Annotated in this window: 20 protein-coding genes; 12 read left to right on the top strand and 8 right to left on the bottom strand. The window is 35.1% G+C overall.

What is annotated here, in order from left to right; genetic code table 11:
• Positions 1-247: 247 nt before the first annotated feature.
• Positions 248-925 (bottom strand): outer membrane beta-barrel protein, encoded by a 678-nt coding sequence (locus KO502_RS08595; protein WP_252730658.1) that lies wholly within the window; start codon positions 923-925, stop codon positions 248-250.
• 46 nt (positions 926-971) lie between these two features.
• Positions 972-1,547 (bottom strand): elongation factor P, encoded by a 576-nt coding sequence (efp, locus tag KO502_RS08590; RefSeq protein ID WP_216022169.1) that lies wholly within the window; start codon positions 1,545-1,547, stop codon positions 972-974.
• Between the two features lie 99 nt (positions 1,548-1,646).
• Between efp and epmB the strand changes: the two genes are divergently transcribed.
• Together epmB and KO502_RS08580 are read left to right on the top strand one after the other, a co-directional pair.
• Entirely contained in the window at positions 1,647-2,687 is a 1,041-nt protein-coding gene (gene epmB, locus KO502_RS08585; protein WP_216022168.1) for an EF-P beta-lysylation protein EpmB, read from the top strand.
• A 101-nt stretch (positions 2,688-2,788) separates the two neighbouring features.
• Positions 2,789-3,094, top strand: coding sequence for a hypothetical protein (locus KO502_RS08580; RefSeq protein WP_216022167.1), 306 nt, complete (start codon positions 2,789-2,791; stop codon positions 3,092-3,094).
• Between the two features lie 169 nt (positions 3,095-3,263).
• On the opposite strand, the gene KO502_RS08575 is transcribed toward KO502_RS08580, so the two are convergent.
• From KO502_RS08575 to KO502_RS08565, 3 genes are all read right to left on the bottom strand, one after another.
• Entirely contained in the window at positions 3,264-4,931 is a 1,668-nt protein-coding gene (locus KO502_RS08575) for a mechanosensitive ion channel domain-containing protein (RefSeq protein WP_216022166.1), read from the bottom strand.
• 356 nt (positions 4,932-5,287) lie between these two features.
• Complete coding sequence (locus tag KO502_RS08570) at positions 5,288-5,794, bottom strand: DUF3016 domain-containing protein (protein WP_216022165.1); 507 nt, start codon at positions 5,792-5,794, stop codon at positions 5,288-5,290.
• A gap of 423 nt (positions 5,795-6,217) precedes the next feature.
• Positions 6,218-6,784, bottom strand: a complete 567-nt coding sequence (locus KO502_RS08565) for a DUF4136 domain-containing protein (RefSeq protein ID WP_216022164.1) — start codon at positions 6,782-6,784, stop codon at positions 6,218-6,220.
• A gap of 480 nt (positions 6,785-7,264) precedes the next feature.
• Here KO502_RS08565 and KO502_RS08560 point away from each other — a divergent pair, with 480 nt between their 5' ends.
• The 7 genes from KO502_RS08560 to KO502_RS08530 all read left to right on the top strand — a co-directional run bounded on the left by KO502_RS08560 (position 7,265) and on the right by KO502_RS08530 (position 15,097).
• On the top strand, positions 7,265-8,965 hold the full coding sequence (locus tag KO502_RS08560; protein ID WP_252730656.1) for a phosphate ABC transporter substrate-binding/OmpA family protein: 1,701 nt from the start codon (positions 7,265-7,267) through the stop codon (positions 8,963-8,965).
• Positions 8,966-9,037: 72 nt separating this feature from the next.
• A complete protein-coding gene (locus KO502_RS08555; RefSeq protein ID WP_216022163.1) occupies positions 9,038-9,649 on the top strand; it encodes a hypothetical protein in 612 nt (203 codons plus the stop codon).
• A 286-nt stretch (positions 9,650-9,935) separates the two neighbouring features.
• Entirely contained in the window at positions 9,936-10,985 is a 1,050-nt protein-coding gene (locus KO502_RS08550; protein WP_216022162.1) for an OmpA family protein, read from the top strand.
• 209 nt (positions 10,986-11,194) lie between these two features.
• Entirely contained in the window at positions 11,195-12,400 is a 1,206-nt protein-coding gene (zigA, locus tag KO502_RS08545; protein WP_216022161.1) for a zinc metallochaperone GTPase ZigA, read from the top strand.
• A 94-nt stretch (positions 12,401-12,494) separates the two neighbouring features.
• Entirely contained in the window at positions 12,495-12,917 is a 423-nt protein-coding gene (gene hisI, locus KO502_RS08540) for a phosphoribosyl-AMP cyclohydrolase (RefSeq protein WP_216022160.1), read from the top strand.
• 41 nt (positions 12,918-12,958) lie between these two features.
• A complete protein-coding gene (locus KO502_RS08535) occupies positions 12,959-14,296 on the top strand; it encodes a dihydroorotase (protein WP_216022159.1) in 1,338 nt (445 codons plus the stop codon).
• 228 nt (positions 14,297-14,524) lie between these two features.
• The gene (locus tag KO502_RS08530; protein WP_216022158.1) at positions 14,525-15,097 is read left to right on the top strand and encodes a porin family protein; all 573 of its coding nucleotides are present in this window, start codon (positions 14,525-14,527) and stop codon (positions 15,095-15,097) included.
• A gap of 159 nt (positions 15,098-15,256) precedes the next feature.
• Here KO502_RS08530 and KO502_RS08525 read toward each other — a convergent pair whose 3' ends face one another.
• Positions 15,257-16,714, bottom strand: a complete 1,458-nt coding sequence (locus KO502_RS08525; protein WP_252730654.1) for a sulfatase-like hydrolase/transferase — start codon at positions 16,712-16,714, stop codon at positions 15,257-15,259.
• 52 nt (positions 16,715-16,766) lie between these two features.
• Positions 16,767-18,188, bottom strand: a complete 1,422-nt coding sequence (locus KO502_RS08520) for a sulfatase-like hydrolase/transferase (RefSeq protein ID WP_216022156.1) — start codon at positions 18,186-18,188, stop codon at positions 16,767-16,769.
• Between the two features lie 193 nt (positions 18,189-18,381).
• Between KO502_RS08520 and KO502_RS08515 the strand changes: the two genes are divergently transcribed.
• The gene (locus KO502_RS08515) at positions 18,382-19,851 is read left to right on the top strand and encodes an AraC family transcriptional regulator (RefSeq protein WP_216022155.1); all 1,470 of its coding nucleotides are present in this window, start codon (positions 18,382-18,384) and stop codon (positions 19,849-19,851) included.
• Positions 19,852-20,015: 164 nt separating this feature from the next.
• On the opposite strand, the gene KO502_RS08510 is transcribed toward KO502_RS08515, so the two are convergent.
• Positions 20,016-20,621 (bottom strand): TonB-dependent receptor, encoded by a 606-nt coding sequence (locus KO502_RS08510; RefSeq protein ID WP_216022154.1) that lies wholly within the window; start codon positions 20,619-20,621, stop codon positions 20,016-20,018.
• Between the two features lie 563 nt (positions 20,622-21,184).
• Here KO502_RS08510 and KO502_RS08505 point away from each other — a divergent pair.
• On the top strand, positions 21,185-21,613 hold the full coding sequence (locus KO502_RS08505; protein WP_216022153.1) for a hypothetical protein: 429 nt from the start codon (positions 21,185-21,187) through the stop codon (positions 21,611-21,613).
• Between the two features lie 82 nt (positions 21,614-21,695).
• The gene (locus tag KO502_RS08500; protein ID WP_216022152.1) at positions 21,696-21,992 is read left to right on the top strand and encodes a hypothetical protein; all 297 of its coding nucleotides are present in this window, start codon (positions 21,696-21,698) and stop codon (positions 21,990-21,992) included.
• The last annotated feature ends 430 nt before the right edge of the window (positions 21,993-22,422 follow it).

The following is a 22,422-nucleotide window of genomic DNA, read 5'->3' as shown; positions in this document are numbered from 1 at the left end:
GGTGATCAGTAATTTAACGGACTTGGTATAAGACGAACCCTCATAGGGTAGTCAGTTTTGGCGATATTTCAACGATGGGTATAGCGACTAACTCACTACAGTGAGTACAAAAAAATACCCCTGTAAATAATACTTTATTTACAGGGGTATTTAAAAACGAATAATACGGTTAACCGTGATGAGTATCTTTAAAATAATTTAACGATCTACAGTTTTTACAGCTTAGAGCTATACTCTAAAATAGAAATTAAAATATTGAACCGATCTCTAATTGGTAAACACCTAAGCTAGCAGTGTCTGAATGTTTTAAGTCAATCCATGACTGCTTATAGCTTGCTCTAAAAAACATGTAATTAGGTAATTCATAACGAATACCGACCGCAACATTATAAGAAAAAGCAGTATCGTCATAAGTTGACTGGTAACCGTCACAAATATACCCCCACCACGGATCATACCAACAAACATTTTGCGGTGGTGCATCAGGAATATTGCTATCGAGGTAAGCCCAACCAGCGCCCGCTTGTACATAAGGGGTCAAATTAGAGGTTGATACATTATAAACGATGTTAAATTGGCTATCGTATTTATCTAATAAATGCGTAACTGGAAGCGAAGTACCCGTATCAGAAACTAAGGTAGTGTTATACCTCGGCGTTGACGCCGAAAAATCGTAATTAAGTAAGATATGTTCGTTTAAGTTATAACCTAAAGAGAAACCCCAACCCCAATCACCATTTAAATTAGTTGTTTCACCTTTATCTGTAGCAATACTAGCACTGTCTTCATAGTTGATTTTAAAAGTAGATTCCCACTTTCCACTACGATGTGAATAGTTAGCATTAGCGTCGGTACTTACAGTACTTGCCAACAAACCAACAACACTGCCAATAACCATCATTTTTGACATGTTTTTAAAAATCATCATTATTCCTTTATTTATAAATAACTTTTCTTAAACTTATTTTCAGCTAAAGCGCTTTAGTTGCACGAGATACATATTCACCAGAACGTGTATCAATACGTACTTTTTCACCAATTTGTACAAATAAAGGTACGCGAATAACAGCCCCTGTAGCTAAAGTTGCTGGCTTGCCGCCAGTACCTGCTGTATCACCTTTTAAACCAGGATCTGTTTCAGTAATATCAATTTCAACAAAGTTTGGTGGTGTTACTGAAATAGGCGTGCCATTCCATAGGGTAATAGTACTAATATCACCTTCAACCAACCAATGAATAGTATCTGCTACTGCTTTATCGTCAGCAGCAATTTGCTCAAATGTTTCGTTATTCATGAAATGCCAAAACTCACCATCTGAGTAAAGATAAGCTAACTCGACGTCTAATACGTCTGCGCCTTCTACACTTTCACCAGATTTAAATGTTTTTTCTAAAACTTTACCAGATACTAACTTACGAATTTTAACGCGGTTAAAGGCTTGTCCTTTACCAGGCTTAACTAATTCATTTTCAAGAATATTACAAGGTTCGCCATCAAGCATGATTTTAAGTCCAGCTTTGAACTGGTTGGTACTGAAATTAGCCATTTTAAGAGTGCTCTTTTATTAATTACTTTACTGATTTATTTGATCTTCCCTACCCTATAAACGTTATAATGTTTACAGCCGCAAGAAAGAGATATTCAATTGAAACTAGATTTACCGCAGATAATACCCCAATTTGAACATGATGTGCATCTTTGTGATGAAAAATTATGGCAAAAATCATTACGAGAGGTAGTTACCGACCCCGCCCTGCTATTGAAAATGCTCAATATTTCACCTACTGAGTATTTACAGCATTTTAAAGCACGAAAGCTATTTCCTGTGCGTGTACCACTTTCATTTATTAGTCGTATGCAAAAAGGTGATTTTGACGATCCTTTACTTAAACAAGTGATGCCATTATCAGAGGAATTTTTGCACACTGACGGTTACTCAGCCGATCCATTAGACGAACACGATACGGTAGCAGAAGGTTTACTGCATAAATACAAAAATCGAGTATTGATGATAGTAAAAGCAGGTTGTGCGATAAATTGCCGTTATTGCTTTCGTCGACACTTTCCATATCAAGATAACAGCCCAAATAAACAGCGTTGGCAAGGTGCTCTTGATTATATTGCTGCACACCAAGAGGTTAATGAGGTTATTTTTAGTGGCGGCGATCCGCTAATGGCGAATGACGATCATTTGGCTTGGTTAATTAGCCAAGTAGAGAAAATACCGCACGTGTCTCGTTTACGTATCCATAGCCGTTTACCGGTAGTTATGCCTAATAGAGTAACCAAAAGATTCGTTAATTTATTAAAAGAGACACGCTTAAAAGCAGTGATGGTATTACATATTAATCACCCCAATGAAATTAACACTGAGTTAACTACAGCACTTGAGCCATTGCGCACCGCGAGGATCCCTTTATTTAATCAAAGTGTGTTATTACGTGGTGTAAATGATAACGCCAAGGTATTAACACAGTTAAGTGAAGTGTTATTTGATACAGGCATTCAACCCTATTATTTACATCTTTTTGATGCGGTACAGGGCGCAGCACACTTTGATGTAGCTGAGGTTGATGCAGTGGCGATTGTTAATGAAATGCTCGCTAACTTACCTGGCTTTTTAATGCCAAGGTTAGTGCGAGAAATTTCCGGACAAGCTAACAAAACACCAATCAATCTGGCATAATTATGCGCCTAAGCTACTGCTTTACTAGAAACGCTTAACTAGCTACGCTCAACAGTAGTAATTATCAACTAAATAACGACAAAACGGCATTAAAAAAATTTATGACTAAAGCTATCGAACAACAACTTATTGAAAACATTTCTGTAATTCTAAAGAAATCATTAACCGCCGATGCTACTTTAGCGGATTTACGAGAACAAAAAAAAGCAGGCTTTAAAGCTATTTTTACCAAAGATTCAGTCTTTGTTAGCTCGGCTGATACATTTCAACCTTATGTAGAAGAAGTCGCTGATGATCTTCTGCAATGGCAAGCAAATAAAGACCAAGAAACATTAATTAATTTAGTAAAAAAAATAGAGCAGCTATACACCGTACTCGCTAACTTTGAAAAAAGTTACGCAAATTAAACAAGCGATTAAATCATTCGACTTAACTGGCTACAAATCAGCTAGTATTCTAGTTAGCTGATTTTAATCCATAATAAGTTAAGTCATTTACGTGCAACCTTAGTTTAAGCTAACTTGCTAAATAACATAAAAGCTTAAACACATGAATTAAGAAATAATTCTGTGAAAATTACTTTATAAGCCGATCAGACATCACTTGTAATTTACAGTTATGCTCAGCTAACAAAGCCAATATATCTAAATTAATTTGGTTAATGGTATCTAAGTACAAATCAAAATTAGTGGTGTTGACATAAGCCATAATATCTAACTCTAAACCGTAAATAGTATAATCTTTGAAGTGCGTTCTACGCGGTGCCTCATCAATAATTTCAGTATTAGTTAATAGCTCTTTTATCGCATGAAGTAATGAGTCTACATTTTCTTTTGGGGTATTAGGCGCCAATAAAATTTTAGGCTTGAATGATAATTTTTCTCGTTCAGAATAATTTTCAATATTCATATCTATAAATTTAGAGTTGGCAATATATATAACTGTTCTGTCTATTGTCCTAATACGTGTCGCACGTAAACCTATTTCTTCTACTACACCTAAGCTGTCACCAAAACGACAAAAATCACCTATTCTAATAGGTGCTGAGGTGTATAACGTTATAGCACCAATAAGGTTTTCCACTGTTTTCTGTGCTGCTAAAGCCAGTGCTAAACCACCTATACCTAAGCCAGCTAATAGCGTCGAGGCATCAAAACCTAGATTCTCTAACCAATATAATCCGGCTAAAATGAAAATTACGATTTTAATGACTGTACCTGCAGGCCTAAGCAAGTAAACGGCGAGTGGTTTATCTTGTGCAATAAACTTCTTAGCTAATATAATTTTCATTAAATCAATAAAACTAAAAAGCAACCAACAACAAGCAATAATAAGTAACGTACTACCTTCGGTAACAGCTCTTAGCGCAACAGTGACATTGGCTTCAGCACTAAAATTACGTGCTAAGATCACCGCCAATACTAAAGCAACAGGTCCTTTAATGAATTTTAGAACATCAACTGAGATATTTTTATGAAGGTGATTTAAGCCTATTGAAAAACCCCATGTAAGTATTTTGGCGACAATGAAATAGACAAGCATCATTAAACTAAAGTACAGCCATTGCCAAAGCATAATGCCATAGAAGTCTACCGCGGGTAATTCCTTCGCTAAATACTCACCTAAAGGTGTATATGAATAACGCTTAAATAAATCAGGGACTTTTTCAACGGTCGCGTTAGATATTTTCCATATTTTTACTCTGTCTGTTGAACGAGGCACTCTCTGCAATAAAATATCAATAGTGCGCTCTTCATATTCCACTTGTCCAATAGCTTCACGATATGAAGGAAGGTTATCATTGGCCCTACCTTCTGGCTGTGTACTGAGTCCTGTTAAATCAATCCACACTGTACGGTTTAAAACGACTGCTAACTGTCTTGCCAACTCTTCTTTACCTACACTTAAAGTAGTATCAGAAATATTTCGGTAGTCTAAATAATGCGTAGCTAAGGTCCAATCTCCTGTACGAGCAGCACGCAAATACCCAGTAACTGCACTACGTGGTTGTCCTCGTTCATACTCATCTTCTATGGTATTAATTTCATCTAAAGAGCTATCAACTTCAGCCGACTTTACAGCCGTATCTTTAGTTTCAATCATTTCTTTAATAGAGACACCTGAGCCATCTCCAGTAGGTTTGCTATTCGTAGCATAAACACTGGGGTAGAAAAGAGAGGTTAAAAACAAAATAGCTATAATAATAGTGTGAGTTAAGCTGATTAACAGTGGAGTAGATTTCATTACGCTTTTCCTTAGCAAAATTAACGTATTCTTTATACTAACTTAAATAACCTAATATCGGTTTAATAAATCTTTCTCTAGTAGTTAGTTACTTTCTCTAACTTCATCGTTAAATCTACTTGCAATAGGCCAAGTATTGACGCGAAATTTGCCTTAGTTATTTTGTAAACGTAAGTAAATAAACTATCACCCCAGAGAATAAAAAAACATACTATAACCAATAATTTCAATAACTTAAAAAGATAACCCTAAGCTCAAACCAAAAAAGGTTAAATATTAAAAAGGAAATAGAAGTGATAATAATAAAAAAGCCACCAAAGTGACTTTTATTCATTGAATTTAGAGTAACGGTATAGTTATTGTTTAGCAATTGAATCTTCAAATGTGCTTTTAAACCATTCGTCTAGCATTTCTTTTTCGTAAGCGAAAATTTTATTACGATATTTCAATGTTCTCCCTGTCATATACCCAACATTTCTTAACTCTACGTCTTCGGATTTAATACTATTACCTTTAGTATCAAGTAATTGATATGAAAAATTAATTGCTGGTGGATATCTTTCAGTGATAACTCGAATATCGCTAATTCCGCCAATACGAGTATCGCCAGCTAAATCTAAATTAGTTACCTTTATTTTTAGTGTTTCGTTTTCAGGAAGATCAGCGGCGAGGTTAGCAAAATGTCCTTCTAATGCCTTGAAAACACTTTCTCTAAATTTTTCGCCCCTTAGACTTTGGCTACCTTTTATATCAGTATAGCTTTCGTAATCAGTCCAAGTTACTTCACTTTTTGCCGCCAATACCGATGTTGTGAATGAAAGACTTGTTATTAATAAAGTGGTAAGTAAAAATATTTTTTTCATTTCTAACTCCTCAACCATATAAATAATCTGAGTTCGGTTTAATAAATCTTAAAGCGAGTTCAGGTTAAATAATTAAATTTAAAAATAGTTTTCAATAAATCGACTTTAAGTAAAGCATGATTCTGTAATGAATATTGTAAAATTTTGTTATTTTTATTGAGTTACAAGTTATAACCGATTACCAATCAAGATTTAGGTTTTTGAGCATTACACTTCAAGGCGCAAGTTCAGAGTTAAGCGAGGATATTAGGGCAAGGCGATAAAGAGTCATCTACGACGTTATTGATATAGAGAATAGAATAACTATTCTCTATATCAATGCCTTGTGCCTGCCCCTTTTCGACTTGCTGAAATCTGCATCTTGAAGTGTGATGGGTATATAATGCAACAATCATTAACCTTTAAATATTTTACATTAAAAAGTTAATTTGTTACGTAAAATTGAGTCATTACTCGCTCTACAATTATTGCAGCACGTTTATATCTTTCTTCTTTACTACTATGTTCGTGCGCAAACCCTTGTGCCGCACCACGCCACACTTTCTTTCCTGAGCGAGCATCTTCAATATAAATTAAAAAACTACCTTTTTTAAATTCATTATTTTCAGGTAAGCCTGGTGTTATACCAAATTTTTTATTAATTGTTTGATCTGATAAATCATGTGTTAGCGCAATACCAAAACCAACATGAAACTCAGAAATTTTAGTATCTTCAGTCAACTTATAACCATGTGCCGTTAAATCAGCAACAATAGCATCTGAATATTCTTTATAAACAGTTTGTGTTTCTGCGGGCTTTAAAGAGGTTTCTTTCACATACGTTGGCGACAAAGAAAACAATGCCCCTTGTGAATATGACGTAGGTAAATCTCGAACACTTGATATCGCTAATTTATTTTTATTTGTATGTTGCTCTTGCGGCACAGTAACACACGCACTAATCAGTAAACTAGCGATAAGCGCTAGAGCTGCACTCAAGTTTTTATTCATTGTTCAATCCTTAAATATGTATTAACTCATTAATACTGACTTAAATAATTAATTAAGTATATAAATACATTCAATTAAATACTGCCACAACAGTTCATTAAACAACCTTATTTCGGTTTAATAAATCTTTCTCTAGCAACTGTTTATTTCCTTCCATCGTTAAATTTACTTGCTATAGAGCAGCTATTGACGCGAAGTTTGCCTTGCTTATTTCACCAAGGTATTTAAAGAAACTATCAAGCCAGAGTGTTAGACTAAGCAATATTATTAATAATTTCAATAACTTAAAATAATCTTAAACCGAGATCAAATTAAATAGATACGAACATATTATTTATACCTAAGCAACCACACCATAATTTAACTAGATATAACGAGCAATAATTATCTTAGTTGTTGATAAAAAACATTATCTTTCATCAAACTGAAATATTTACAGATTAAGCTTACGCAAATTTTTTAACCTTGGAGTGAGCCTCAATGGCAAACGTATTTTCAGGATCTTGGCAAGCCAGTAACCAACCGCTTATTACTCAACTTACCCAGTTAGCCACTATTGCCCAAAAAGAATTTGATATTGAAATATCAATTGAAAAAATGCTCTCTGATGTCAGTTATCGCCAGTTAGTTATCAGTGAATTAGCACAACTCACTCATCACGAAATAACACAAATTATCACATGGTTAGCAACAACAACCTCACCTAAATTACAATCCGCATCAACCGAGCCTACAACAACTAAAAAAACACCTTTATTACTTATATTAACTGCGACATTAGCGCTAATTATTGCAGCCAGTATTTTTTGGTACACTACAATATTAACGCCTTCGTTAACCCCTGAGCCTGATACACATGTAAATATTGTATCGCCTATAGCAACCGAAAAAAACAGTTCAAAAACAAAACACCCCCCTGCTGTACAACCAAAAATTGAAACAGTATTCCGCCTACATGGCTCTAATACTATTGGAGAAAAGTTAGCTCCTTTATTATTAGAAGGCTTTTTACAACAACAAGGTATTAATGATTTTAATTGGACACAAAGTAGTCCTCTAGAGCGCGTAATACATTACAGGAACGATGACAAACATTACGCCATTGAATTAAAATCTCATGGTTCAAGTACCGCTTTTTCGGGGTTAGAAAGCAAAACTGCTAATATTGGCATGTCTTCTCGAAGAGTTAAAGATACTGAAGTCAACGCATTAAAAAACATCACAGGCCATTTAAATAAACTTGGTAATGAACATATTATTGGGCTAGACGGCTTAGCGGTGATTGTGAATCAAAACAACTCTGTAAAACAATTAACAAGTGAAACGTTAGCTAAAATATTTTCAGGTGAGATTAATAACTGGTCTCAAATAGGTGGCGCAAACTTACCTATTATATTATATGCAAGAGATGAACATTCAGGTACATGGGATACTTTTAAAAATTTAGTTCTCAAAAAACATAATAAAAAACTATCTAACACTGCTAAACGTTTTGAGTCTAGTTCAACGTTATCTACATTAGTTTCGCAAAATGAAGCTGCAATTGGCTTTATCGGTTTAAACTATGTGTCACACAACAAAGCTTTAGCCATAGCCGAAAGTAAAGGTACTAACGCTATATTCCCTACTCGTTTTACGGTAGGTACTGAAGATTATGCACTTTCAAGACGCTTATATTTTTATACACCAACCTCAGCATCTAGTATGGTTAAAGATTTTGCTCAATACGCCTTATCTACACAAGGTCAGCAAGTTGTATCTAATGCAGGACTTATTTCACAAAATATAAAACTTGAACAAGTGTATCCGTTACAAGGTGCACCTGAAAGGTACCAATACTACACAAAGGCAGCTAAACGTCTTTCTTTAAATTTTAGATTTGATTACGCAACTCAAGATCTTGATAACAAAGGAAAACGAGATTTATTACGACTTGTTGAGTTTATGGAAGAACACCAAAACAATAGAATAGTCTTAATGGGCTTTTCTGACAGTATTGGTGCTGTAGCTAGAAACACTAATTTATCGTTAAGGCGAGCAAAGTCGGTTGAGCAAGCACTTATTGCGCGAGGCATTCCGGTGTTTGCCGTTGAAGGTATGGGGGAAGCTTTACCAATTGCTAATAACGACACTGAAGACGGTAGAAAGCGTAATCGTCGAGTTGAGGTATGGCTACTTTAATATTATTGTAATATTTGCAAGCTATTATTAGTTATCCGTTTTATTGGAATTGCTTTATTTAAAGAGAAAACAATGTTTACATTATTGGCGAACCCAAAACAAATACTATCATTATGTAACGGTTACTCAGAACAAGCGCTTAAACCCGTTATTGAGAATATGACTTTAACGGTAACAGCGCTTAGTGCAGAGGTTGAGCTGTTATTAAAAAATCGTAGTACTTTGGGTACCTTATTACCTCAAAACAAAGCAATTTTACCTAATATTACTGACAAAGAATTCAATACATTAAGCTTAGAGCAACTATTAAATAACCATTCCTATTTAGTTAAGGCAGTAAATACTTTATGTTTAACTGAAGCTATTATGGTGAAAAATAACTTTATCGACTGTATAGAGTCGTTAAGCCCTCATGATATTTCTAAAACAACTTTAAGTACTTTAACTAATAATAAACAGGAATTAAGTGTTGATGATAAGGCACTACCACAACACTTAACGAAAAAAGAAGAGCAACAAACAAAAGTGAATAATATATCTTCGATTCACTTGATGAAAATAAAACAACGCGTCGCTAAAGCCGCTACAGAATCAGAGCAAAGAAGAACAGAAATAAAAAACAAACTCAATGGATTGCTTACTACAGTCAAAAAGCCATCAAATATCACAAGTCACCAAGCTTAATAAATTTAAAATAAGCTACATGTCTATGCTTATTTATTATCGATTATAGGTTTTAATTTAATAAGGCCGACTTGCAAAACCAAGATAAGTTATTAGATATCGTTATGCTCAAATATTGCACTTAAATAGACTGCGGTTACAAATGTTAATTTAGAAATTATATATTCGTAGGTTTTTGCTATTTATTGACATAAATTGTTAAAAATTAGCATTAATTTGATTTAACATTTGTTATAATTTTGTATATATTTAATATAGATTACATTTAACTCAAAAAGGATTATTCATGAAAGTTTTTAAAATTACTTTGTTAGCAGCTTTAATAAGCTCACCATTAGCCGCTCAAGAAATTGATAAAACATGGGAAGTAGGTGTAGTTGGCGAATACATAAAATCTGCAACAGCTAAAGAATGGTTTCCTGAGTGGGACTATACTGAAGCTGGTAGAGGTTTAGGTATAAACTTAGCAAAAGTTATTGATGAGGATTGGAGAGCTCGTGTTGAAGTAGCTATGACTCGTTACGAAATTAACGATGGTTGGGATAATGATAACGGTATGCGCTATAGCGTTGACGGCCTTTATTCAATTTACGACACGGGTCTTTATGGCTTCGTCGGTATGAGTCACTTTAGTAATGCTAAAAGTTACAACGCAGTAAACTTAGGTTTAGGTTATGAATTAGATGTAAGCGATCGTTTTGCTTTATATAGTGAAGGTGTTGTTTACCGCGATGTTAACAATGGTGAAACTGATTTAGGTTTCAAAATTGGCCTAACATATGCTTTTGGTAAGGCAAAAAAAGCAGCTAAGCCTACTGAACCTCAACAAGCTGCTAAAGCAGCACCCGCTGCTGTTGTAATGAGCGACCAAGACAATGATGGCGTTGTTGATTCAAAAGACAACTGTAACAATACTCCAGCCAACGTAAAAGTGGACTCTATGGGCTGTACTTTACATTCGGAAGAAACTGTAGAGCTTAACTTAAATGTTGCTTTTGCAAACAATAGTGCTGTAGTAGAACCAGCAATGATGACAGATATTCAACGTTTAGCTGACTTCATGATGGAGTATCAAGATACTAACGTAGAAATTGAAGGTCACAGCTCTGCTGTAGGTAATGCTCAATATAACTTAGTGTTATCTCAAAAACGTGCTGATGCTATTAAAGATATATTAATTCGTAACTATGGTATTTCAGCGAGTAGATTATCTGCTGTTGGTTATGGTGAAACGAATCTTATCTCTAAAGGTAATACTAAAGCGGATCACGAACAAAACCGTAGAGTTATCGTGAAAATTGAAAAAACGATACAAAAAGCAGTAACTAAAAACTAATAATTTAGTACTAGCAATTAGAAACTAAAAAGGGAGTATTATTACTCCCTTTTTAATACTTAAAATAAAAAAACTCACCTTATACCAAGTCCGCTAAATTACGCCATCTACTGTTAAATAACCGACCCCTCACCTAAGATAATAAACTAGCACCCCATTATGATATGTTATAACATATCAGAAAAGTCTTTAATGTAGGAATTAATAACATGGTTAAACAAAAATTACCTGTCACCGTACTTTCTGGTTTTTTAGGTGCAGGAAAAACAACGGTATTAAGCCACATTCTTAATAATCGCCAAGGAAAAAAAGTGGCCGTTATTGTAAATGATATGAGTGAAATAAACATTGATGCGGCCATTGTTAAGAACGACGTTTCATTAAACCGTAGTGATGAAAAGCTAGTAGAAATGAGTAATGGCTGTATTTGCTGTACGCTACGTGAAGATCTTTTAATAGAAGTTGATAAATTAGCAAAAGACGGCCGCTTTGATTATCTTGTTATTGAGTCTACGGGTATTTCAGAGCCACTTCCCGTTGCCGAAACCTTTACCTTTACCGATGAAGATGGCGTATCACTCTCTAATATAGCCAGGTTAGATACCATGGTAACAGTAGTTGATGCTGTAAACTTTTTAAAAGATTATGACGAAGCTCGTTACTTGCAAGACACTGAAGAATCTCTAGGTGAAGAAGATGAACGTAGTGTCGCTGATTTATTAGTTGACCAAGTAGAGTTTGCCGATGTTATTTTGATCAGTAAAACTGACCTAGTAAAAACAGCAGAGATAGAACGCCTTACCGCTATTTTAAAAGCACTTAATACCCACGCTAATATTATTCCAATTACTTCAGGTGAAGTAGATGTTGATGCCGTATTAAATACTGGTTTATTTGATTTTGAACGAGCCGCACAAGCTCCAGGTTGGCTTAAAGAAATGCGTGGTGAGCATATTCCAGAAACTGAAGAATATGGCATTGGTAGTTTTAACTACACAGCTCGCCGCCCTTTTCATCCTCAAAAATTTTATCAATTTCTTCATAACACTGAACAATTCGGAAAATTACTGCGCTCAAAGGGTTATTTTTGGTTAGCTTCACGCCCTCAATTTTGTGGGCAATGGAGTCAAGCCGGTGGTGTAGCCCGTTATGGTTTTGCTGGTATGTTTTGGAGAGCAGTTCCAAAAGAAAGCTGGCCTACAGATGAAGAGTCTCTTACCGAAATCAATAAAAAATGGATTGAACCTTTTGGCGATATGCGACAAGAACTCGTCTTTATTGGTCAAAAACTGGATAAAGCCCTAATGACTGAAGCCTTAGATCTTTGTTTATTATCAGAAGACGAATTATTACAAGGGCAAAAATATTGGTCTACTTTGTCTGATCCATTTCCTACTTGGGAGGAAAGCGCTTAAGCGCCTTGTTTACTATCGGCAAGTAAAAATAAAGCATAAGTAATATGACAAAGCTACATCTACCCAGAAAAATACGAAAACGGACCGAATAAGAATGCAACGTACCTATTTTCAAAAACTTGAAACACATGATGTTAACTTACCTATTGAGTTAACAGAGGTAATTGAACAACTTGCTTTTAATGAGCAAGGTTTAATTCCTGTTATCACTCAAGATGCAACAAGCAAAGAGATATTAATGTTTGCATGGATGAGCAAGGACTCTCTATGCCAAACAATAATAACTAAGCGAATGACTTATTGGTCCAGAAGCCGAGAAAAGCTTTGGATAAAAGGAGAAAGTAGCGGCCATACTCAAACGCTTATTAGCATGTCTTTCGACTGCGATGGCGATGTTGTTTTATGTCAAGTAACACAAGTTGGTGCAGCCTGCCATACAGGGCGTCCCAACTGTTTCTATCTAAATGTCGACCTAGAACATTCAAAAGTAACGGTTTCTGGTGAAGCCACAACTTGAGAAGTTATAACCGAGAAAACGATTAAAGGAGAAGTCATTACATGAGTCAAACAATACTAATTAAAAATGCACAAATTATTAATGAAGGTAAGGTTTTTGAAAGCGATATAAGAGTCAAAGATCAACGGTTCGAAACTATTGATAAGCATATTTCAGCTCAGCCAGAAGACATCGTAGTTGACGCACAGGGAAAATATTTATTACCCGGCATGATTGACGATCAAGTTCACTTTAGAGAGCCTGGACTTACCCACAAAGGCACAATTGCCATTGAGTCACGTGCTGCTGTTGCCGGTGGCATTACCAGTTATATGGAAATGCCTAATGTAAATCCAGCAACAACCACCATTGAAATATTAGAAAGAAAGTTTGCTATTGCCAAAGAACATTCTTTAGCAAACTATTCATTTTACCTTGGTGCTACTGAAGATAACCTTGAACAAATTAAGTTATTAGACCCAAAACGACATTGCGGTGTTAAAGTGTTTATGGGCGCTTCTACCGGTAACTTATTAGTTGAAAACCCTATCGCGTTAGAAGCTATTTTTCGTGAAAGCCCAACACTTATTGTTACGCACTGCGAAAGTGGTCCTGTAATCGAAAATAACCTTGAGTTAATGACGTCTCAAGGCTATGTACCAACAATTTCTGATCACCCAAAAATAAGAGACGAACATGCATGTTATGTCTCATCATCTTACGCCGTTTCATTAGCGAAGAAATATCACAGTCAATTACATGTATTACATATTACTACAGCAAAAGAGTTGAGCTTATTTGAAGCAGGTGACATTGAGACAAAACATATTACAGCTGAAGCTTGTGTTCATCACCTTTGGTTTAGCGAAAACGATTACGCACGCTCGGGTAATTTAATAAAGTGTAATCCTTCCATTAAGTCTACGGCCGATAGAGATGCTTTAATAAAAGCACTTCATACTAATCAAATAGACATTATCGCTACTGATCATGCACCGCATACATGGCAAGAAAAACAACTAGATTATAACCAAGCCCCTGCGGGTTTACCGCTAGTTGAGCACGCCTTATTAAGTTTGTTTGATCATGTTCACCATCAACGCTTGAGCTTAACCCAAGTGGTTGAAAAGACGGCTCACAACCCAGCTAAACGTTATGCAATTAAAGATCGCGGTTATATTCGAGAAGGCTACTTTGCAGATTTCGTCCTAGTTGACACAAACCAACCTACACATGTAAGTCATGAAAACTGTCGTTACCTTTGTGGTTGGACTCCTTTTCATCAACATACGTTTACTTCAAGTATTCAAGGAACATGGGTTAATGGTAAGCAAGTGTTTGATGGTAAAAAGGTCATTGAATCTATGGACGTTGCAAAACGATTAGCTTTTACTCGCTAAAGCGTTCACATGCTCCTTAAAGGCAAAAGTGTAAATAGAACGTAAACACCATGTAAACTTTTCATGATGCAATATAAATATTTCATAAATTGATTAACTAACTCCATAAAAAAACAAAAAGACATTGATTTTATTGGTGTTTTTTTATTGGCGTACTATTTGTATATTCACATATACCTGGATAATTACATTCAGTATGAATACCAATAAACAATAATGGAGTATGTTATGAAAAAAACGATATTATTAAGTTCACTGATTAGCGCGAGTTTTTTAACTTACAATACTCAAGCTATAGCGAACAACTCTGAAGTTGACACGAGCGGTTTATACCTTGGTGCTAGCTACGGTTATTTACGTGTGGAGAGTGATAATGATTTTGACGAAAATAAAGCTGCATACCAAATATTTACCGGTTATGGACTAAATAAATATTTAGCTATTGAAGGTAGTTTTATTGATTTTGGTGAATACGGTAATGATTTAGCAAAAGCGAATACCGATGGTTATACACTCGGTTTAAAAGTAGGCTTACCCGTAACTAATAATATTAGTGTTTACGCTCGTGGTGGTCAATTATGGTACGAAACAGATTATTCGGTAGTTGATGTGAATCAAAGCTCTTCTGATGAAGGCTTATTTGCAGGTGTTGGCGCTAGTTATCACCTCAATGAAGACTGGACAGTTAAGGTTGATTACACCGTATATGATAGTGATTTAGATGCCGAAAGCGTAAATAGTGACACTAATTTTTCAACAGATTTAAAGCATACTGCTTTAGGCTTTGAATACCGGTTTTAATCCTACACTTTTATATGTGTAAGTACTTATTATAGTAATTTATTTTATAAATATTCATTTAAGTAGAAAATGAAGGTAAATATCCTTACTTACCTTCATTAACCTGAGCTCAGTTTAATAAGTCTTTCTTTTAATAAATTAAAAGCATCTTACATGCGCTTACTCAATAGTATAAATTTCAGTTTCTTGTGCTTCTTTGACATTTTTCAAGTGTAACGCTTCGTAGAAGTCACTTTTAACTTTGTCATACTCCCATGATTGATGCAGGAGATTATTGATATTTTTACTGTTCCACTGGTTCCACAATTTGGCAAGCTCATCCTGTTTTTCAGGATGTTTATCAACTAAGTTAGTTGACTCATAAGGGTCGGCGATCATATCAAAATAACTTCTACCTACACCTGGTAAAGACTGGTTCATGTATTTGGCTTCTGGAGTACGAACAGCATAAATGTGTGATGCTTCTTCTAAACGCCAGAAAAGTGCTTTATGTGGGCTTGAATGATCTTGACCGGTCACATAAGGCACCAAATTTACGCCGTCTAATTCATCGTCATTTGCACCTGCTAGTGCAACTGACGTTGCAGCAATATCAAGTGATGAGACTAACCCATCAAACGTTTGTCCTTTAGCTATTTGATTTGGCCAATGCGCTATAAAGGGTACGTGAATTCCTCCTTCCAGTAAGGCAACTTTACCTCGTCTAAACGGAAAATTATTTGCCCAATTGTGATCAGGTAACCATTCTTCAGGGTAAACGCCACCATTATCAGATAAGAAAAATATTAAGGTGTTATCTAATTTATCTTGTTGTTTAAGCGCATCAACGACTATACCAACACCTTCATCCATGGCGTCTACCATAGCGGCATAAATACGACGTTCCTTATTCTTTATATGTTTATATTTATCAATATACGCCTGCGGTGCTTGTAAAGGCCCATGTGGAGCGTTGTATGCTAAGTACATTAAAAACGGTGTTTTGCTGCTATGTTCAATGTATTTAGCAGCATCTTTACTCAATGCTGTAGTTAAGTATTCGTTAAACTCAGCAACATCAGTATTTCGCATTAAAGGCAGTTTATACCCCTCGCCACCTACGGTAACTTCACCGGGCATATACATATGACCGCCATCTAAAAATCCATAAAAATAGTCAAACCCACGATTGTTCGGTTGAAAATGTGTTGCTCCCCCCAAATGCCATTTACCAAAAATAGAGGTTTTATACCCTGTTTGCTGTAAACGTTTAGCAAATGTTATTTGATCTAACGGTAACCCCATATATTTATCTTCAGGGGCATAGGTTACATTGTTTTCCATACCAAATCTTGCTTGATAACGTCCAGTAATTAAACCTGCACGAGAAGGTCCACAATAAGGGTGTGTTACATAGCCATTAGTGAAAGTGATTCCGTTATTAGCAAGTTGATCAATATTAGGCGTTTTTATTTGTTTTGAACCCGTAAAACCCAAATCGTTATAGCCTAAGTCGTCTGCCAATATAACGATTATATTAGGCCGTTCATCAGCCGCTTGCACATTTAACACAGTAAAAGAGACTGATAAACACAGCAGTTTTATAATGGTGTTGATAACATTAATTTTTATACGCATATTCTTTCTCATGTAATGATTATTGGTTTTAATATATTAAGAAACTGATGTATTAATCTTTTTTGTGATGCCTGAATTTATCCATTCGTTGCATAGCACTGCCTTCATATTTGCGCTTTAATTGCCATAAAGGACGTTCAAGTTGTAATTCCCATTCAAATAACTGCTTAAAAAGTAGTTTTACTTTTTCAGGGTTCATAGAAGCTAAGTTATCTTTTTCGCCAACGTCTATTGTCAGGTTATACAGTTCTGCTGGTCTGTCGGGAAAACGAAGCAGTTTCCAGTCACCATCACGTATGGCGGCTCTGTTTTCTTTTTTCCAATAGAGTGTTTGATGAGGACGATTTAAGTTTTCATTATTGATATAAGGTAGAAGATTAACGCCATCAATATTTTTAAGTATATTTACATCACCGGCAGCTGCCGCAATAAAGGTAGGTAATAAATCTAACGCGCTTACGGGCATTTTATATTCTCCCGCTGTTTTAATTTTTGATGGCCACTTAAGCAGCATAGGTATACGTATACCACCTTCTAAATGGTTCGCTTTTGTACCGCTCAAAGGGTAGTTATTAGAAGCGTTCTGATCAGATGGCCCACCATTATCGTTAATAAAAACAACAATCGTGTTATCAGTAATGTTTAATCTTTCAAGTGTTGTTAATACTTTATCAATGGATCTATCCATAGCGACAGTCATTGCCGCTAATACTTTTCGCGTACCCGATAATTGCGGAAACAATGCTAAATCTTCTTTTTTTGCTTCCATAGGTGCGTGTACTGCCGTGAATGATAAAACCGAAAAGAAAGGTTTAGATGCGTTAACACTGCTTTCAATAAACGCATTGGTTTCGTCTGCTAACACATCAGTTAAATAACCTTGATGTTCTGCAAAATGACCAAAACCTCTTTCTAAACGAGCACTTTTATTTTCTTTTTGTTTTAATTCTTCTGGTGAGTAAGAAAAATAACTACGAGCACCTGTGCGCATACCGTAAAAGTAATCAAAACCACGCTTAAGTGGGTGATATTTATCATGGTCACCTAAATGCCACTTACCAAATAGAGCCGTTTGATAACCATAATTTTTCAGATAATTGGCTATAGTTAGTTCATTAAGTGGCAAGCCCATTTCATCACCAGTTTTCCCAGATTCGCTCATAAAACCAGGAACATTATTTTCCTCAAAGCCAAACCTTTGTTGGTATTTACCTGTAAATAATCCCGCTCGTGAAGGGCCACAAACCGCTGCAGTAACATAAGCTTGCGTAAAGTTAATACTCTGTTTTGATAGTGCATCAAGTGTTGGCGTTATCATAGTTTGGCTCCCTTGGAACCCAAAGTCATGGTAACCTGCATCATCAGATATGATTAAGAGTATGTTTGGTTTATCTGCTGAAAAAGCAGATTGAACAAAAATAACAGGGAGAATTAAGCACGTTATCCAACGTGTAAAGGGCGTAATAATTTTCATCTGGTCAGCCTTATATAAAATAATTCAATTACTAAAGTAAGACTAAAACCTTAATACTATTTATTATTAATTCCTTTCAAAATCATCCATAAATATCTTTAAAATAATCTTTATTGTTAACAATCAGTTGATTTGCTATATCAATTCACTCTATAGTTTTAGTCGTAAACTACTCTTCTTTTTACAGGCAGTTATGATTATCGATGAAATAAGTTGGAACATAATGTTCCGCGGCGTTATTCCTTTTGGATCTGCCAATATATTTTTAATGGTGCTAATTTACTTTACCTTAGCCCGGTTTAGATTGGGCACTTCGTATCCTTATTACGCTACCTTTATCGTTTGCTTTATTATATTTTTACTTGGACCACTTATTAATATGATGCAGGTAGACAGCATCAAACATGCCTATGATATAACGAGGAACATACTACTCTTCGCTATTGGTGTTCCTTGTTTACTCTTAGGTTTATTAACACAGTCAAAAGTAGTTATATCTAAAGCCATGATAATATTGCCTTTTGTATTTGGTTTTATGTGGTCAATATTTTTTGTATTAACAATGCCGTTATACGCTATAAGTCAAAATTCAATGAATCAGCAGACATTACCTGAACTACTGCAAATAGAGCGAATTAACCCTGAGCTGGCTTATTATTCTCAAGCTGTTTTAATTACGCTACTGTTAATTATCCCTAGTATTATTATGTTGCAGAAAAAACTCGACAAGTATGTAGTGGTACATATATACGGCGTATTAACGTTATGTTTTTTTATGTGCATTGGTAATATTTTTAAACAGTGGGAAATATATTATGCAGGGAGTAGCTTAACTGCCTTAGTTTGGGGGTGGGCGGTATATCGAGATATTCTACTTACCCATCAAAAGCTGCATCAACATAGTCAATATCAACGAGCATTAGCACAAGCACAATTCTCTGCATCAGCTAAAACTAGCTTTACTGAATATTATCCTGATAAGTTAAATGAATCGTATCCCTTTAGAGATCGAGAGGCGTTACTTGAAGCAGTTTTTACGCATAGTACAGGGTTTATAAAACAGCGAACGGATAATTTATTAGCCGCGTTAAAAACATTTACTCAAAACCAAGTAGATACATACCAAATAAGAGCGAAAGAAATACTTTTTATGCTGTTTGATTCTGTCATTTTTCAAGGTAATACTGTAAATAACAATATAAAAAGTTTATTACAACAACTTGAACAACAAGGCCAAAACATAGAAAAGGCACCATCAATTGAAGATATTGATAATATTATCTTTGAACAAGCCTATTTATTATCACAGCTTAAGAATAAGGAGCCTCAAAACGAAGCCGACGCTGCACTGATAGATAGTATTAAGCAATATATTTTAGGGCATTACGATAGCAACATTAGTATTAATGATGTGATTTCTGTAGTAGGCGCAAGTCGCTCACATATAATGAAAACATTTAAAACCGTTACCTCAAAAACTATAAATCAATACCTTACCGATGTTAGAATAGGTAAAGCAAAATCTTTATTATTAACGCAATCGATAACTGAAACAGCCTATGATGTTGGCTTTAATAATTCAGCTTATTTTTCAACCGTATTTAAACAACAAGTAGGTATTACACCTAAAGCGTTTCAGCAAAATTCTAAGCTTGGCATATAATATTCCGCCTCTCTGTCTCGTCCTGAAATAGGTTGATTTAGAGATATTACTTTAAATAAATTGCTCGAGCATGAAAAACTCACTGAAACAAATTTTTCATGCTTAAGTCCCGAGTAAGTTACAATAGCGTTTGTTTAAGTTAAATAGATAAGTATTTAAAATAATTAAAAGTTTAAAACTATTTTAGCATTTAAGGCGCGTCCAGGACGTTGAACCCCGTAAAAATCATAAAATTTTTCATCGGTTAAGTTCTGAATTTCAAGGCTCATTGTCGCAGATGTATCATAAATATCTGTACTATAAGTTAACGCAGCAGCATGACTAAATTGTGAAGGTACAATTTCCCTCTCAGCATTTAAAGCAATTAAATTATCATAGATAAGACTAAACTCTTCCACATAACGGCTATGCCAACTTAAACTTAATTGATCTAATCCAAAAATTACATCGTCCCAGTTTAGTCTCATGCTAAAGTTAGAATAAAAGTAAGGCTCATTGGGGACTCGGCTGCCTGATCCTAATTGACCTGTGGTTGTATTTCTAAAGTCTATATAGGTTACATTAAGATCTAATTCAGTAAAGGCTTCAAGTGATGTCCACCCTATCGCTCCTTGAACTCCCTTTGATTTTGCTTTCAATAGGTTTTCGTATGAACCACCTCTACCAGCAGGAACAAACCTGATCAAATTATCAATATCACGTATAAATAAATTAGTGTTACCTCTTAAGTAACCCAGATCAGTCTCTACGCCATCAACGGTAAAGTTCAATACAATATTGCATAACCCACTATTTAAAACTCTTCTTCCCTAACAAAAAACAAAGAGTAACTGTTTAATGTATTTTCTTAGGATATATGGTTTTAAACTCATCTAAAAAACAATATCTAGTTTCATTTTTTGAGTCGTGAAGTTTTCAGAATCATTTCTTAAAAGCGATTAAAGGTTCATTCAAGCTAATTGGTATTCATTGCTCATTAAGTTTTGTGGTTATTTAATTGTTTTGAAAACAATGCTGTATAAGATCTAATATTGTGATATGTTGCAACGTATCTTAATAAGTATAAGTACTGTAATTAATCAAGTAAACCTATTGGTATTTTACGCTGGTTAACTAGGTTAAACATAGCTGTTAATACTTTAAAAGAAAAAAGAAGTTAACCTCAAATAATAGCTGTAAATTTTTCCCTTACAGTTTGATGTTAATCAACCGGCATTGCTTATTTAAAACAGATTAATAACTCAATATAAATTGGCTGTAACAGTTAGCCCTGTGCAACCAGTTACAACCAGTAATTTCAAATTAACAATCACAAATAAAGAATATACAACTAATGAAAATACAATACTTTTGCCCTAAGTGGGGCTGTGAAGATCTTAGCTATAGTGAATTTTTTCAACGAGTTAAAGCAGACGGTTATGACGGTGTTGAAATGACCATACCAAATAATCCTAAGCTAAAACAGGAAATATTAGATGGTTGTTTATCTATGGGATTAGAACTAATTGCCCAACAAGTTGAGGCAGGCCAAGCCAGTAATTTTGAAGAACATAAAGATTTATTTTATCAATACTTAAATAACGCTATGGATGTCAATCCAAGGTTTATTAATTGCCAAACTGGGAAAGATTACTTCACCATGGCAGAAAACATAGAGCTGATTGACATGGCTGAGGAATTAAGTGCTAAACGCGGGGTAAAAATAGCTCATGAGCTACACAGAGGTCGCTTTAGCTATTCTCCTAGTGTAACTATGGAATAGCCCAGATTTAGCCTATACAGCGGATCTTTCTCATTGGCTTACCGTTACAGAATCTCGATTAGATGCGCCACAACAAAAGTTAATGGTAGATCAACTTATAAGTAAAAGTTCTCATATTCATGCCCGTATAGGTTTTGAAGAAGGTCCTCAAGTAAATGACCCCTCAGCCCCTGAATGGCATGACTTAGTAAATATTTACGTCGGCTGGTGGAAAAGTATTATTCAGTCACAGCTAAACAAAGGCATTACTAGCATGACGATTACCCCAGAGTTTGGACCTGCTCCTTACATGCCCATGCTTGCTCACTCGCAAGTACCTGTATCTGATCAATGGAAAGTTAATCTATATATGCGGGATTTACTCCGAGAAAGATTGTAAAGAGTAAATGCTAAACTGCCAAATGTTTATTAGAAAAGTTAGTTAATATTTTATTTAATACTTCGCTAAGCATCTTAAAACTTAAAAAATCATATCTTCGACCTAACAGCGCTGAACAGGCATCAGGGCAATTGTACTCCTGCATTGTCTTATAAGGTGCATCCTGTACCGTCATGCCCTACATCGCTTTGTTCATCAATCCTGATGAACATACGTGAATATGATTGTTCATTTTGGTACTTGAGCCAAGCAGACTAAGTGTTTGCTGATAAAGCAGTGCTTCTTTTAATATACAATACTTGTGGGGAGTCTTCAGCATATAATCTAAGTTGTGTATTTTAAAACATTCGCTAAGAAGTAATAGATATATTAAAACAAAAAACTCACCGAAGTGAGTTTTTAAAGTTTACGTACAAAGTAAGCAACAATG

Origin of the sequence: Colwellia sp. E2M01, assembly GCF_018860585.1 — a bacterium.
GTDB lineage: Bacteria > Pseudomonadota > Gammaproteobacteria > Enterobacterales > Alteromonadaceae > Colwellia.
This window is presented reverse-complemented; position numbering and strand designations above follow the sequence as displayed.